Source organism: Lentzea sp. NPDC054927, assembly GCF_053610285.1.
In genome coordinates, this window is record NZ_JBSGXZ010000005.1 from 270,991 (window position 1) to 286,110 (window position 15,120).

General features: G+C 68.8%; 12 protein-coding genes. 3 read left to right on the forward strand and 9 right to left on the reverse strand.

Going from position 1 to position 15,120, the window contains the following annotated elements:
- Positions 1-11: 11 nt before the first annotated feature.
- Positions 12-1,136, reverse strand: a complete 1,125-nt coding sequence (locus ACWGE0_RS11370; protein ID WP_452260777.1) for a carboxylesterase family protein — start codon at positions 1,134-1,136, stop codon at positions 12-14.
- A 110-nt stretch (positions 1,137-1,246) separates the two neighbouring features.
- On the opposite strand from ACWGE0_RS11370, the gene ACWGE0_RS11375 reads away from it, so the two are divergent.
- Positions 1,247-2,281: a zinc-dependent alcohol dehydrogenase family protein gene (locus tag ACWGE0_RS11375; RefSeq protein WP_452260778.1), complete on the forward strand. Its 1,035-nt coding sequence runs from the start codon at positions 1,247-1,249 to the stop codon at positions 2,279-2,281.
- Here ACWGE0_RS11375 and ACWGE0_RS11380 read toward each other — a convergent pair.
- Positions 2,265-3,752: a flavin-containing monooxygenase gene (locus ACWGE0_RS11380; protein ID WP_452260779.1), complete on the reverse strand. Its 1,488-nt coding sequence runs from the start codon at positions 3,750-3,752 to the stop codon at positions 2,265-2,267. The two genes, ACWGE0_RS11375 and ACWGE0_RS11380, sit on opposite strands and share 17 nt — an antisense overlap.
- A gap of 115 nt (positions 3,753-3,867) precedes the next feature.
- On the opposite strand from ACWGE0_RS11380, the gene ACWGE0_RS11385 reads away from it, so the two are divergent.
- Positions 3,868-4,452 (forward strand): TetR/AcrR family transcriptional regulator, encoded by a 585-nt coding sequence (locus ACWGE0_RS11385; protein ID WP_452260847.1) that lies wholly within the window; start codon positions 3,868-3,870, stop codon positions 4,450-4,452.
- On the opposite strand, the gene ACWGE0_RS11390 is transcribed toward ACWGE0_RS11385, so the two are convergent.
- From ACWGE0_RS11390 to ACWGE0_RS11405, 4 genes are all read right to left on the reverse strand, one after another.
- On the reverse strand, positions 4,418-5,125 hold the full coding sequence (locus ACWGE0_RS11390; RefSeq protein WP_452260780.1) for a type 1 glutamine amidotransferase: 708 nt from the start codon (positions 5,123-5,125) through the stop codon (positions 4,418-4,420). The genes ACWGE0_RS11385 and ACWGE0_RS11390 overlap by 35 nt on opposite strands.
- Positions 5,118-6,365: a MurT ligase domain-containing protein gene (locus ACWGE0_RS11395; RefSeq protein WP_452260781.1), complete on the reverse strand. Its 1,248-nt coding sequence runs from the start codon at positions 6,363-6,365 to the stop codon at positions 5,118-5,120. The genes ACWGE0_RS11390 and ACWGE0_RS11395 overlap by 8 nt, the downstream gene beginning before the upstream one ends.
- Before the next feature lie 275 nt (positions 6,366-6,640).
- Entirely contained in the window at positions 6,641-7,126 is a 486-nt protein-coding gene (locus ACWGE0_RS11400) for a helix-turn-helix domain-containing protein (protein WP_452260782.1), read from the reverse strand.
- 114 nt (positions 7,127-7,240) lie between these two features.
- Positions 7,241-9,025 (reverse strand): LCP family glycopolymer transferase, encoded by a 1,785-nt coding sequence (locus ACWGE0_RS11405; protein WP_452260783.1) that lies wholly within the window; start codon positions 9,023-9,025, stop codon positions 7,241-7,243.
- Between the two features lie 266 nt (positions 9,026-9,291).
- On the opposite strand from ACWGE0_RS11405, the gene ACWGE0_RS11410 reads away from it, so the two are divergent.
- Complete coding sequence (locus ACWGE0_RS11410) at positions 9,292-12,222, forward strand: glycine--tRNA ligase (protein WP_452260848.1); 2,931 nt, start codon at positions 9,292-9,294, stop codon at positions 12,220-12,222.
- 65 nt (positions 12,223-12,287) lie between these two features.
- Here the strand turns inward: ACWGE0_RS11410 and ACWGE0_RS11415 are convergent, their stop codons facing one another.
- The 3 genes from ACWGE0_RS11415 to ACWGE0_RS11425 all read right to left on the reverse strand — a co-directional run bounded on the left by ACWGE0_RS11415 (position 12,288) and on the right by ACWGE0_RS11425 (position 15,068).
- Positions 12,288-13,076 (reverse strand): chitosanase, encoded by a 789-nt coding sequence (locus tag ACWGE0_RS11415; protein ID WP_452260784.1) that lies wholly within the window; start codon positions 13,074-13,076, stop codon positions 12,288-12,290.
- 240 nt (positions 13,077-13,316) lie between these two features.
- Positions 13,317-14,105, reverse strand: coding sequence for a chitosanase (locus tag ACWGE0_RS11420; protein ID WP_452260785.1), 789 nt, complete (start codon positions 14,103-14,105; stop codon positions 13,317-13,319).
- Positions 14,106-14,282: 177 nt separating this feature from the next.
- The gene (locus tag ACWGE0_RS11425) at positions 14,283-15,068 is read right to left on the reverse strand and encodes a chitosanase (RefSeq protein WP_452260786.1); all 786 of its coding nucleotides are present in this window, start codon (positions 15,066-15,068) and stop codon (positions 14,283-14,285) included.
- Between the last annotated feature and the right edge of the window lie 52 nt (positions 15,069-15,120).

Sequence of the window (15,120 nt, forward strand, 5' to 3'; positions counted from 1 at the left end):
GCGGGGAGCATTCAATCGCCGAATTCAAGCGACCGCGACGGCAGCGCGTCCATCCCGTTTCGCGCGAACTCGGTCCAGGTGCGCCGCATGACCTGCGCCAGCTTCGGATCCGGCTCCTGGCCCGCCAGCATGCCCGCGCTCGCCCACGCGTCCGGGTCGAACAGGAACGGCAGCTCCATGCAGTGGCACGCGCCCAGCGGAGCGCCCTCTGGCCGCCACCTGAAGGTGTAGGTCGCGGCCTGCCCGCCCGCCTTCGTCCAGTCCTCGGCGAGCTGACGCGACGGTCCGGCGAAGACCAGTTCGGTCGCCATCTCCCAGTACTCCTGGTCCGGCACGTACGGGCTGCCGTCGTCGGCCGTGTGCCCGACGAGCAGCTCGACGCGGGACGCCGCCGCGGCGAGGTCGATCTCGCCCAGCAGAGGCGCGAACGGCATGCCGCCGGACGGGGAGAACCGCGGTCCGATTTCGGCGATGGCGGCGTTCTGGGCCACCAGCACGTCGTCCACCGAGGTGGAGGCGTCGACTGCGACCGACGAACGCAGCGCGGCCGCCATCTCCGCCCGCTCGGGGCCGCGGGTGCCCAGCGGTGCGCTCTGCAGGATCGCGCGATGGAACAGGTTCTCGGTGTCGGTCAGCATCAGCGCGTAGACGGAGTCGGCGCCGGCGGACTGGCCGAACGCCGTCACGTTCGCGGGATCGCCACCGAACGCGGCGATGTTGTCGCGCACCCACCGCAGCGCGACGAACTGGTCGAGCAGGCCGAGGTTGTCCTGGAGGTAGCCGAAGATGCCCAGCCGGTAGCTGACGCTGACGACCACGACACCTTCCGAGGCCAGCAGCCCCGCGTCGTACTTGGTCGACTCGCCGCTGCCCGTGACGTAGGCGCCGCCGTGGAACCAGACCATCACCGGCAGGCCGGACGCGCCGGCCGGGGCGGTGACGCTCAACACCTGGCAGTCCTCGTCGAAGGAAAGGCCGTCGACCGAGCTGCCGACCACCGCGGCCAGCGTCGACGGCGGCTGCGGGCAGGCAGGGCCGCGCTCGGTGGTGCCGACCACTCCGTCCCAGGTGAGCGGTTCGGGTTCGGCGAAGCGAGCGGCTTTCGCGTAACGGACACCGCGGGTGTTGATCAGCACGTTCTCGATCCTATGCATGCGTAACCAATTCCACAGCGTCTCGATTCGGCGCGAAGTCCGGGACAGGAGCACGATGTAACGGTTGAGCATCGACCACGAGGAGGCGCCCGGTGCGGGCTACGACGATCTACGGCACCCGAGACATCCGCGTTGAGGAGGTGCCGGACGCGGCCGTCGAGGAGGCCACCGACGTCGTCGTCCGGGTCGAGCTGTCCTGCATCTGCGGCAGCGACCTCTGGGCGTACCGCGGCGTGGCCAAGCGCGAGGGCGGGCAGCGGATCGGGCACGAGTTCCTCGGCATCGTCGAGGAGGTCGGCAGCGAGGTCCAGTCCGTCAACGTCGGCGACCGCGTCATCGCGCCGTTCGTGTGGAGCGACGGCACCTGCGCGTACTGCCAGGCCGGGTTGCAGACGTCGTGCCGTTCGGGTGGCTTCTGGGGCAGCAAGGGCAGCGACGGCGGCCAGGGCGAGGCGGTCAGGGTGCCGCAGGCCGACGGCACGCTGGTCCGGGTCCCCTCGGACGCGCCGGCCGGGCTGCTGCCCGCGTTCCTGAGCCTGTCCGACGTCATGGGCACCGGCCACCACGCGGCCATGGGCGCGGGCGTGGGTCCCGGCGCGACGGTCGCGGTCGTCGGTGACGGCGCGGTCGGGCTGTGCGGCGTGCTCGCGGCCAAGCGGCTCGGCGCCGAGCGGATCATCGCGATGGGACGGCACGAGGACCGCGCCAAGATCGCGAAGCTCTTCGGTGCCACGGACCAGGTGTCCGAACGCGGTGAGGCCGCGATCGAACGCATCAAGGAGATGACCGACGGGCTCGGCGCGTCGGCCGTGCTGGAGTGCGTCGGCACCGAGCAGTCGTGGGAGACCGCGATGGGCATCGTGCGCGACGGCGGCAGGATCGGGTACGTCGGCGTGCCGCACGAGATGCCGGGGCTGCCGCTCGGCAAGCTGTTCGGCCGCAACATCGCCATCGGTGGCGGCGTGGCTCCGGCGCGGGCGTACCTGCCGGAGCTGCTGGCCGACGTGCTCGCCGGGCGGATCGACCCCGGACCGGTGTTCGACCGGACAGTCTCGCTCGACGACGTCGCGCTGGGCTACCAGGCGATGGACGAGCGGACCGCCCTGAAGGTCATCGTTCAGCCGTAACCCGTGGCGCGGTGGTCAGCACGTAATCCTCGGCGCGCACGCGCTTGGTCCGCATCCAGTACCGCCAGGTGAATCCCGGCCACACGGTGCGGTTCACGCCCTGCGCGTCGAGGTACCAGCTCTTGCAACCACCCTGGGTCCAGACGCCCTTGGTGAGCTTGTGCTGGATCTCCGTGTTGAACTCCTGCTGGGCCTCCGGTCGCACGTCCAGCTCCGCTGCGCGGTGTTTGTCGAGGAGCTGGAGGCACTGCGAGATGTACCGGATCTGCGACTCGATCATGAACACGACCGAGTTGTGGCCGAGCCCGGTGTTGGGGCCCAGCAGGAAGAACAGGTTGGGGAATCCCGAGACCGTGATGCCGTAGTAGGTCTCGATGCCCTGCTGGCGCCACTGCTTCGCGAGGTCGACGCCGCCCTTGCCCTGGATGTCCAGGTAGTCGAACGAGTCGACGACGTGGAACCCGGTGCCGTAGATGATGACGTCGACCTCGTGCTCGACGCCCGCACCGTCCACGATGGACTTCTCGCGCACCTCGGAGATCTTGTCCGTCACCAGGTCCACGTTCGGGCTGGCCAGCGCGGGGTAGTAGTCGTTGGAGATCAGCACGCGCTTGCAGCCCATGGTGTAGTCCGGCTTCAGCTTCTTGCGCAGCTTCGGGTCCGGCACCTGCTTCTTCATGTGCTTCAACGCGATGCCCTGCGCGAAGCGCATGATCTTCGGATTGATCGCGAAACCCAGCGCGGACGACTCGCGCACCCAGTAGACGAAGTTCCGGTAGAGCCGTTGCGTGAAAGGCAAGGCGCGGAACAGCTTCTGCTCCCGGCCGGTGATCTCGCGGTCGGCCTTGGGCATGATCCACGGCGGCGTGCGCTGGAAGATCTTCATCGAGCCGACCTGCCCGGCGATCTTCGGCACGAACTGGATCGCGGACGCGCCCGTGCCGACCACGGCGACGCGCTTGCCGGTGAGGTCGTAGTCGTGGTCCCACTGCGCCGAGTGGAACGTCTTGCCGCCGAAGTTCTCGATGCCCGGCAGCTCGGGGACGTTCGGGATGTGCAACGCGCCGACGCCGGCGACCAGTGCCTGTGCCGTGTAGGTGTCGCCCTGCTCGGTCGTGATGTGCCAGCGCTTGGCCTCGTCGTCCCACTGAGCGCCGGAGACCTTGGTGTTGAAGCGGATGTGCGGCCGCAGCTCGTACTTGTCGGCGACCCGCCGCAGGTAGTCCCAGATCTCGCCCTGCTGCGCGAACATCCGCGACCACTTGGGGTTCAGCTCGAACGAGAACGAGTACATGTGCGACGGCACGTCACACGCGCAGCCGGGGTAGGAGTTGTCGCGCCAGGTGCCACCGAGGTCAGCGGCCTTCTCGAGCACCACGAAGTCGTGCTCGCCGCGGCGCTTCAGCTCGATGGCCATGCCGAGGCCGGAGAAGCCGGTGCCGATGACGAGCACTTTCGTCTCTCGGTGCATGGGGAAGTCCCTCCGCTCGCGGTGGCTACTTCGCGGTAGGTTACTCGAAGTAAGTTACGAGCGGTAGACTCCATTCGTGACTGCTCCGCGCCGCCGCATGCCCAAGGCCCAGCGCATGGCGCAGATGCTCACCGTCGCCGAGGAGATCTTCGCCGAGCAGGGGTATCTGGCCACGTCGATGGATGAGATCGCCGAACGCGTCGGCGTCTCGAAGCCGATGCTCTACGAGTACTTCGGCTCGAAGGAAGGCCTGCTCATCGGCTGTATTCACCGTGCGCGCACGGAGCTGCGCGAGAAGACCGCGGCGGCGATCGCGGGCGCGGGGAGTCCTGAGGAGTTCCTGCGGCTCGGCCTGCTGGCGTTCTTCGAGTTCATCGACGAGCACCGCAGGTCGTGGGCGTTGCTGCGGCAGGAGGCGGCCGTGGCCGTGCCGTCGGCCCAAGAAGAGGTGGAAGGCATCCGTCAGCAGCAGACGGACATGATCGGGGCCGTGCTGGCGTCGTTCACGCCGGACATCGACCCGCTCGAAGCGGAGGCGTTCGCGGAGATCGTCGTCGGTGCGACGGAACGCCTCGCGGTGTGGATGGAGCGCAGGCCCTCGGTGGGGCCCGCGCTCGCAACCGACTACGTGATGGCCGTGATCTGGCCGGGTGTTTCCGAACGCGTTATGAAGCTGCCTTCATCCGCTCAGCCCGCATAGCGGAGACGGCGGGAAGGTCCAGCGGGGCGAGCTTCGTGCCGGTGGCCCACTCGATCAGCATGTCCGCGAGCGCCGGGTTGCGCGGGAGCACCGGGCCGTGCAGGTAGGTGCAGACGATCCTGCCCTGCACGGCGCCCTCGACGCTGCCGTCGTTGCCGGTGCCGACCTTGACGTGCGCGAGAGGCCGGGCGGCCGGACCCAGCACGGTGCGACCCTGGTGGTTCTCGAACCCGGTCAGAGGTCCGGCGAACATGCCGTCGGCCGGCTCGGCGATGACCTCACCGATCGCGCGGCTGCCGCCGGCGTGCGAGGTCGAGTCGATCAGGCCCATGCCGGGGTGGGTGACGTTGTCGGCACGGGTGAAGCTCTCGCCGAAGATCTGGATGCCGGCGCACACGCCCAGCACCACGGCGTTCTTCGTGACGGCGCGCTGCAGGCCGGGGTGCTCCCGCAGGTGCTTCACGGCCAGCGTCTGCGCGGTGTCCTCACCGCCGCCGACGACGTAGATGTCGCACGAGTCCGGTACCGGCTCGCCGTAGTTGATCGGCACGATCTCGGCTTTCATGCCGCGCCACGTCATGCGCTTCTCGAGGACCACGGCGTTGCCGAAGTCCCCGTACGTGCCGAGGAGATCCGGCAGCACGAGCGCGATCTGGATTGTCGACTCACTCATCAGCGGCAGCCCTGGCATTCAAGTCGCGGAACGCGGTGTAGTTGGCGATGACCTCGACCGCCCCCTGCGGCATCTGGTCGATGGCCTTCAGCGGGTCGGGCACGATCGTGTGCTGGACCTCGGCGTAGGTCAGGCGGACGGCGAGATCGGTCGCCCGTTCGCCGGACGCGATCACCGTGCGGCCCTGCAGCCGCTCGAACGGGACGTCCCACAGCCAGCTCAGATCGCGGCCGTCGGCCTCGTTGGCGTTGATCACCAGGACGGCCGGGTGATTGGCCTCCTTGACGACCGTGAGGGTCTCGCTCCAGCCGGCGGGGTTCTTGCTCAGCAACAGGCGCGCGCTACGGCCGTTGCGCTGGATCGTGCGGTAACGGCCGCTCACGTTGGAGACGCCGCGCAACCTGCGCACCGCCTCGTCCGTGGGCACACCGAGAGCGTGCGCGGCTGCGGACGCCATGACGGCGTTCGCCTGGTTGAACTTGCCCGGCAGCGTGAGGCGGAGCTCCAGCTTCTGGTGCTCCGGGGTGATCATCGCCTCGTCGGCGGTGATCCAGTTCGGGTGTGGACGCGCGAGGTCGCAGCCGGTGCAGTGCCAGTGCTCGCCCTGCCAGCGGATCGGGTTGCCGCAGCGGGGGCAGCTCGCGGAGTCGTGGTGCCAGCCGGTGCCGGTGGCGACCCAGATGACCTTCTGGGCGTTCCAGGCCGCGCTCGTGACCATCACGTCGTCGCAGTTCGCGACGATCGTGCAGTTCGGCAGCTTGGTGACGGTGTCGCGCAACGCCCGTTCGATGGTCCGGACCTCACCGACGCGGTCGAGCTGGTCGCGCGACAGGTTCAGGATCACCGCGACGGCCGGGTTGCTCGCGCCGGCGACGGCGGGGAAGTAGCCCTCGTCGCACTCCAGCACCGCGTACGGGGCGTCCGGCTGCTTCGACAGCGCCGTGACGTGCCCGTCGGGCATGTTCGCGCCACTGTGGTTCGTGGCGACCTCGCCCAGCGCGCCCACGGCCCTGGCGAGCATCATCGTGCTGGTGGTCTTGCCGTTCGTCCCGGTCACGACGGCGACCTTGCGGCCGTGCGTGAGCCGGGCGAGCGCCTGCGGGTCGAGCTTCAGCGCCACCCGGCCGCCGATCATGCCGCCGGCGCCGAGGCCCATCTTCTGGGACAGCGTGGAGCTCAGGTTGCCCAGCTTCACGGCGGCTGCGGTGCGCAGAGGGAGGCGGGCGGGGGAATCGTTCACCCCGGCGATGCTACCGGCGGTGGAGAAGTGACCTTTTCGGGCGGTCGTTGCGTTGGTGTGAACCGGGTTCGGTACAACTAGCGACTCGGCACCGGTGGTTCGAGACGCGCGGAGACCGGGTCGAGTCCGGCGGTGGGGGAGTCGGCGGGTCGGGGCCGCGCGGGATGCGGATCGGTTCGGCGGTGGGAGTCGGCCGCGGGTGGGTCGTGTTCTCTGGCGCGAGCTGGTCGGGGCCGCGCGGGATGCGGCTGTTCCGGCGCGCCAGGCCGCCTGTTCTAGCGGGCCAGGCCGCGCAGGATGCGGATCAGTTCGACGGTCGGCAGCTGGCAGAGCTGCGCCATGTTCTCGAGCGCGGGCAGGTCGAGGTGCACCTCCGGCGAGAGGCCGGGAGGCAGTGCGTGCAGGCGTCCGGCGGCCCAGCGCTTGAGCGGCACCAGGCGCGGGTTGTCGGTGGCGGCCACGGCGGTGAGGCTCAGCGTCAGGTGGCCGGCTGGGGTGTCGCCGAAGAAGCGTTCGTGGACGCGGGCGAGCACCTCGTGGGCCGGCACGTCGAGGGCGTGGCAGATCTCCACCAGGCGCACCACGGAGCATTGCCGGGTGCCCAGTTCGTAGGTCGCGAGCGTCTGCAGCGAGATCTCCGTCTGCAGTCGCTTGTTGAGCTCCTTGCGGGTCCAGCCGCGCTGCTTGCGAAGGCTGCGGATCTCATCACCGAGCACGCGCTGGTACGCCGCTGTGTCGATTTGGCCTGTCGCAGTCGTCACTGGTCCTCCACCCCGTGAGCGGGTCTCACGGTGATGGAAGGCGCCAGAGCTTCGCTGCTTACGCAACTTACTGCTGGAATCCCCCGAATGGGGTACTCGGCTCTACTCTGCGTATCAGTTTACGCAGCGCACGTCGCCTGCGGTGATAGGTGCGGGGGGCGCGGGGTCAGCCGGTTGCTGACGTGCACCGTCCAGGGCGAGTACTCCGGAGCCCGCGAAACCCTGCGCTCCGGGGCCCGAGTAGTCGGATCCCAGGAAGACGCGGACCCGGCCGGCCGGGGTGTTCACGTCCTGTTCCGTCTTCACGCCGCCGAGCGCCTTCTGGACCGCTTCGGCGCCCGCCTCGCCGCCCTTGCCGTAGCGGACGACGGACTTCGCCATGGCCTCGGCGTTGCCCGTCTGGCCCTCGCCGAAGCCCTTCGCGACGAGTGACTGCAGCACCGTGCCCGCGAGGCCGGGCTGGCCGGAGGCGTTGCGGACGTCGACGATCACCGAGGCGTTGTTGAACTTCGGGTCCGGCGCGGTCGACGACGCGGGCGCCTTGCCGAGGTTCTTCACGAAGGTGCGCACCTCGCCCTCGTTGACCTCGACCGCCGAGCCGTCCTCGGGGGTCTGCAGGTCGGGGTTGCCGGTCGGGATCGTCTGGAACGTCATGTTGCCGCCCGTCAGGTCCTTCATCTGCAGGGCGAACTTGGCGATGTCCCAGCCGTCGTCGAGCACGATGGCGCCGCTGACGGCCTTGATCGTGTCGTTGCGCTTGGTGCTGTCGGTCAGCACGCCCGCGGAGAGCATCTTCTTGGCCAGGCCCGCCATGAAGACCTGCTGGCGCACGACGCGGTCCAGGTCGCCCATCGGCAGGCCGTGCCGCTGCCGGACGAACGCCAGCGCGTTGCGGCCCTCGATGGTCTGCGGGCCCGCCTTGAAGTTCGCGCCGGAGAAGCTGTCGCGGACGTTCTTGTTGAGGCAGACGTCGATGCCGCCGATGGCCTTGGTGATCTCGTAGAAGCCCACCAGGTTGACCTCGGCGTAGTGGTCGATGTTCGCGCCGGTCAGGCCCTGGATGGTTTCGATCAGGTTCTTCGCGCCCGCCTTGCGGGTCTCCATCTCGAGCTCCTGCGGGCTCTTGCCGCTGCCCTGCAGCTTCTCCGCGGCTTGACCCTTGGCGTAACCGTAGGCAGAGTTGATCTTGTGCCGCCCGAAGCCGCCCGCGATCTTCACGTAGGAGTCGCGGGGGAACGACACCGCGAACGCCTTGCCGCTGTCGTTCGGGATGTGCAGCAGGATCAGGGTGTCGGTGTTGAAACCGCCGTCGTCGCTGCCGCCCGCCTGCAGTTCGTTGAGGATGTTCTGCGGCAGCGGGTTGCCCTTGGAGTCGGTGCGGCTGTCCATGCCGACCAGCAGGATGTCGATCGCGCCGTCGGCCGGCTTCTCGCCCGCGTCGGCCAGGCCGAAGTCCTGCGTGGTCAGGTTGTCGGTCAGCGCGGTGTAGTTCTGCCAGCCGATGCCGGTGACCAGCAGGATCACCGCGGACAGCATGCTGACGAAGATCTTCGTGCCGGTGTACGTGCCGCGCTTGGCCGCGCTGGGACGGCGGGCCGCGGCGGGCCTCGGTCGCGGCCGGGCCGGTGCGGGCGTCTTCGCCTTGGCCGGGGTGGTGCGGACCGTCGGGCGGTCGGCCACCGGACGCGGGCGCGGGGCGGACGACGTGGCGCGGGCGGGCTGCTCACGGCGCGGGGACTCCCGGCGCGGGGTTTCCCGGCGGGGTGGCTCGCTGCGGCTCGCGGACTCGCGGCGCGGGGTCTCCCGGCGCGGCGGTTCGGCGCGCTTCGGGGGCTCCCGCCTCGGCGGTTCCTGCTGGCGCGGTTCGCGGCGCGGGGGCTCTGCGCCGCGCGGCGGCACCTGGGGACGGCGGGGTTGCCCCGTCTGGGGTCGCGGGGTGGCGGAGGGTCGCCCAGAAGGAGACCGACCAGGAGATCCACTCGGGTCTCCAGGCCGCGGCGGCCGGTTGTCCACACCCACTCCTCTCAGCACTTCCGGGTACACCAAGTAGACGTGCGGGAACTCCACTCGGTTGTGCAAAGCGTGACACAGTGGCGAACGCCACCAGACGCAGGGGCCGTGACCAGCGGTTTTGCCGGTTTCGTAGACTCTTGGCCGTGTTGACGATGCAGGACGCGCTGCTCGCGCTGACCAAGTACTGGACCGACCGAGGTTGCATCGTGGTGCAGCCGTTCAACACCGAGGTCGGGGCGGGAACGCTGAACCCGGCCACCGTGCTGCGCGTGCTGGGTCCCGAGCCGTGGCGCGTCGCGTACGTGGAGCCGTCCGTGCGGCCCGACGACGCCCGCTACGGCGAGAACCCGAACCGGCTGCAGACGCACACCCAGTTCCAGGTGATCCTCAAGCCGGACCCGGGCGACCCGCAGGAGCTCTACCTCGGTTCGCTGGAGGCGCTGGGCATCGACGTCCGCGGGCACGACGTCCGGTTCGTCGAGGACAACTGGGCCTCACCTGCGCTCGGCGCCTGGGGCCTCGGCTGGGAGGTCTGGCTCGACGGCCTCGAGATCACCCAGTTCACCTACTTCCAGCAGGCCGGCGGCATGACGCTCGACCCGGTGTCGGTGGAGATCACCTACGGCATCGAGCGGATCATGATGGCGCTGCAGGGCGTCGACCACTTCAAGAAGATCGCTTACGCGCCCGGCATCTCCTACGGCGAGGCGTTCGGCCAGGCCGAGTACGAGATGTCGCGGTACTACCTCGACGACGCGGACGTGGAGGCGAACAAGCGCCTCTTCGAGGAGTTCGCCGTCGAGGCGCGGCGGATGCTCGACGCCCGCCTGCCCGTGCCGGCGCACAGCTTCGTGCTGAAGTGCTCGCACATCTTCAACGTGCTGGACGCGCGGGGAGCGATCTCCACGACCGAGCGCGCCCGCGCGTTCGGCCGGATGCGCGGCCTGGCCAGGGAAGTCGCCGGTCTGTGGGCCGAGCGTCGTGCCGAGCTCGGGCATCCGCTCGGCGTGGCCGAGCTTCCGGCCGCCGTCGCGGCCCCTTCGTCCTTCGAGGACGTGGTGGCGCCGGCGACCCTGCTGTTCGAGATCGGTACCGAGGAGCTGCCGCCGCACGAGGTGCTGCGGACCGTTGACGCGGTGCGTGAGGCCGTCACCTCGAAGCTGGGTGCGACTCGCCTGACGCACGGCTCGGTGACCGTGCACGGGACGCCGCGCCGGATCGTCGTGCTGGTGCCCGCGGTGTCGCCGCGTGAGCCGGATGCCGAACGCACTGTGCGTGGTCCGCGTGTTTCCGCCGCGTTCGACGGCGACGGCAACCCGACGAAGGCCGTGCAGGGCTTCGCGCGTGGCCAGGGCGTCGACGTCGCCGCGCTGGGACGCGTCGAGGAGAACGGCGTCGAGTTCGTCGCGCTGACCAAGACCGACGCCGGGCGCGGTGCCGTCGAGGTGCTGAGCGGGCTGCTGGGTGAGGTCGTCTCGGACCTGCGCTCCGAGAAGAACATGAAGTGGAACGACCCGAAGCTGTCGTTCACCCGGCCGATCCGCTGGCTGCTCGCACTGCTCGGGTCCACGCCGGTGCCCGTCGCGGTGTCGTCGCTGGCTTCCGGCACCGTCACGCGCGTGCACCGCACGGCTGACGCGCCGGTCGTCGAAGTGTCCACTGCGGACGGTTACCTGGAGTTCCTGGAATCGCACGGCATCCAGGCCGATGCCTCGGTTCGCTCCGCTTCGATCGTGGCCGCCGCGCAGGAGCTCGCGGCGTCGGTCGGCGGTGTCGTGGAGGTCGACGGGCTGCTGGACGAGGTCACGAACCTGGTCGAGTGGCCGACGCCGATCCTCGGCTCGTTCGAGGAGCGGTACCTGGAGCTGCCGGGCCAGATCCTCACGACCGTCATGCGCAAGCACCAGCGCTACCTGCCGGTGCGGTCGTCCGACGGCGCGCTGCTGCCGCACTTCGTGGCCGTGGCGAACGGTTCCATCGACGCGGACCTGGTGCGGGCGGGCAACGAGGCCGTGCTGCGCGCGCGGTACGAGGACGCGGCCTTCTTCTGGCGTGCGGACCTCAAGACCCCGCTGGAGGAGATGAAGTCGGGCCTCGCGAAGCTCACCTTCGCGGACAAGCTGGGCTCGATGGCGGACCGCGCGGCTCGCATCGCCACGCTGGCCGGGCGGTTCGCTTCGGTCGTCGACGTCGACCGCGAGACGCTCGGCCGCGCGGGTGCGCTGGCCAAGTTCGACCTCGGCTCGCAGATGGTGATCGAGCTGTCGTCGCTGGCCGGCGTGATGGCGAAGGAGTACGCGGCGCGGGCGGGGGAGACCCCGGAGGTCGCGCAGGCGTTGTGGGAGATGGAACTCCCGCGCTCGGCCGGTGACGCGCTGCCGTCGTCGGTGCCGGGTGCGCTGCTCTCGCTGGCCGACCGCTTCGACCTGCTGGCGGGCCTGTTCGGCATCGGCGCGCAGCCGACCGGTTCCTCTGACCCGTTCGGCCTGCGCCGCGCGGCTCTGGGCGCGGTGACCGTGTTGCGGGCCTTCCCCGACCTGCGCGCGATCACCCTGCCGGTGGCGCTTTCCCTTGCGGCTGAAGGTCTCGAGGTGACCGCCGAGGCGCTGGAGACAGCGCGGGAGTTCGCGGTGCGGCGCTACGAGCAGGCGTTGCTCGACGCCGGCCACGAGCACCGGTTCGTGCAGGCGGTGCTGCCGCTGGCCGACTCGCCGGTGCTGGCCGACGAGACGTTGGCGCAGCTGGAGTCGTTGGCGGGCAACGAGTCCTTCGACGCGCTCGTGGCCGCTCTGCAGCGGGTGCGGCGGATCGTGCCTGCTGACGTCACTGCTTCCTACGACGCCTCGGTGTTGTCGGAACCGGCGGAAGTGGCGCTGCACAAGGCGTTCGACGGTGTTTCGCGCGATGTGGCCGGGCTGGCGGCATTCGTCGCCGCTGCCGAGGGTCTGACGGCACCGATCAACACCTTCTTCGAAGAGGTGCTGGTCATGGCGGAGGACCCGGCGGTCAAGGCCGCCCGGCTCGGGTTGCTGGCGTCGATCCGCGACTTCGCGGCGCCGGTGCTGGACTGGACCCAGCTGTAGGACGAAGGGGCGTCTGCAAGTACCGCCAACTCGGTTGTTGGTAGTACTTGCAGACGCCTTTCCAGCTACTTGATCTCGAAGCTCTGGCCGTAGACCTTCCACTTGAGCGGTGTGTTCAGGTCGAGGTTGCCGGCCTTGAGCCACACGCGTTGCGCGGTGTCGACACGGGTGGTGTCCTCGTGCGCGGGTTCCTGCTTCATGGTCCACACGCGGGCGTCCATGAACGCGTTGAGCCACGTGGTCTCGTTACCGCCCTGCGACGGCGGCTTCGCCTTGCCCAGCGCCCGCTTGCGGATGCCGGTGAAGTCCAGGCTGCCCCAACCGTCGCCGTGCATGACGATCGCGTCGTAGTAGGCGAACTGGCCGAGCGCGCGCACGCCGTCGGCCTTGGCCTGCCGCAGCGCCGGGTTGAAGTACACCCGGTCGCGTTCGGACTCCTGCGCGGCCTTGAAGACGGAGTCCTTGGCCGCGGTCTTCCAGTCCTTGGTGTAGTTGGGATCCAGACCCGAGTGGGAGTCCGTCCCGTTCACCCTGCGCAGTGCCGGCAGGTACTTCTCCAGCACGTTGCCGGGTTTGCGCTGCTGGTAGAGCTCGACGAGGTCGAGCATGTCACCGGTTCCGCTGCAGAAGCCGATGATGCCGGCGGTGTAGCCGCGGCCGTCGTCGATGTCCTCGATGTAGCCGAACTGGGCTTTCCAGTTCGTGGAGGAGTTCTCCGCGCTGGACACGATCTGCATCGCGATGTCCTTCATGCGCGGGTCGTTCAGGTCTGCTGCGTGAGCTGTGCCGGTGGTTGTGGCGATGAGTGCGACGCACGTCAGAAGCGCGGCCGCGAGGCGGCCTGGGATCTTCACGTATGTCCTCCGGGGTGTCCCGGGCGGCAGTGAGGCAACGGTAAGGGGTCCGTACCACTAGCGACAAGACTGGTTACCGGATTGCGGGTCAGGCGTACCGTGGCTGGTTCAATCAGCTCAAAGTCTTTGTCCTGCAAGGCTTTTCATTGGAATACGATGTTACTGGAACTCATCGCAATCGAAGAGGAGGGCGTCCCCGAGCGGGGACGCCCTCCTCTTTCGGCTGTGCGCGCTAGGAGATCACTTGATCTCGAAGCTGTCGCCGTAGACCTTCCACTTGAGCGGCGTCTTCAGGTCGAAGTTGCCGGCCTTCAGCCACACGCGCTGCGCGGTCTCGATGCGGGAGACGTCCTCGTGGGCCGCTTCCTGCTTCATCGCCCACACGCGGGCGTCCATGAAGGCGTTGAGCCACGTGGTCTCGTTGCCACCCTGCGACGGGGGCTTCGCCTTGCCGAGTGCGCGCTTGCGGATGTTGCTGAAGCTCGTCTTGTCGCCGCCGTCACCGTGCACGACGATCGCGTCGTAGTAGGCGAACTGACCCAGGGCGCGCACGCCGTCGGCCTTGCCCTGCTTCACGGCGGGGTTGAAGTACACGCGGTCGCGTTCGGACTCCTGGGCCGCCTTGAAGACGGAGTCCTTGGCCGCGGTCTTCCAGTCCTTGGTGTAGTTGGGGTCGAGGCCGGAGTGCGAGTCGGTGCCGTTCACCTTGCGCAGTGCGGGGAGGTACTTCTCCAGCACGTTGCCGGGCTTCTTCGACTTGTAGAGCTCGACCAGGTCGAGCATGTCACCGGTGCCGGAGCAGAAGCCGATGATGCCCGCGGTGTAGCCACGGCCGTCGTCGATGTCCTCGATGTAACCGAACTGGGCTTTCCAGTTCGTCGAGGAGTTCTCCGCGCTGGACACGATCTGCATCGCGATGTCCTTGAGGCGCGGTTCGTCGAGGTTGGCCGCCGAAGCGGTGCCGATCGTGGTGGTGAAGAGAGCGGCGCACGTCAGCAGTGCGGCCGCGATGCGACCAGTGATTTTCACGTATTTCCCTCCGGGGCAGGGATGTCGAGTTCCCGGGCGGCGTGAGAGCCACGGTAAGGGGTCCATACCTTTATTGGCAAGTGTCTTTACTAATTCGCGAAACGGACATTTGCCGTCACTGGGCGCATTCCGGCGGAAACGCTTGTCCCGCAAACGTTTCCGCCGGAACCCTTCGTGTCACCTGATCTCGAAGAAGTCCCCGTAGACGTGCCACTGCAGCGGTCGTTCGAGGTTGAGCTTGCCCTCGTTGAGGAACCGGCGCTGCGCGGTGTCGACCCTGCTGGTGTTCTCGTGCGCGGGCTCCTGCTTCATCGCCCACACGCGTGCGTCGAGGAACGCGTGCAGCCACTGCACCTCGTCGCCGCCCTGGGCCGGCGGACGGGCTCCGGTGTTGAGCGCGCGCTGGCGGATGCTGGAGAAGTCCAGGTCACCCCAGCCGTCGCCGTGCATGACGATCGTGTCGTAGTAGGCGAACTGGCCGAGTGCCTGCACGCCGTCCTGCTTCGCGCGGTTGACGGCGGGGTTGAAGTAGACGCGGTCGCGCTCGTGCTCCTGCGCGCCCTGGAAGGTGCCGTCCTGGGCCGCGTTCTCCCAGTCGGACGTGAAGTTCGGGTCGAGGCCGTCGTGGGACGGCGTGCCGTTCACCCGTTCCAACGCCGGCAGGTACTTCTCCAGGACGTTGCCGGGCTTCCAGTCGCGGTAGAGGCGGACGAGGTCGAGCATGTCACCGGTGCCGCTGCAGAAGCCGATGATGCCGGCGGTGTAGCCGCGGCCGTCGTCGATGTCCTCGATGTAGCCGAACTGCGCGCGCCAGTCCAAAGAGGAGTTCTCCGCACTGGACACCAGCTGCATCGCGATGTCCTTGAGCTGCGGGTCGTTCAGGTCCGCCGCCTGGGCGGTGCCGGGCGTGACGAGGGCCGCCGCGCACAGAACCGTTGCCGCGAGCCGTGTAAACGTCTTCATGCCGCTCCGTTCCACAGTGGAATCGGCGGCGACGTCGTGCGGGGACAAGCTA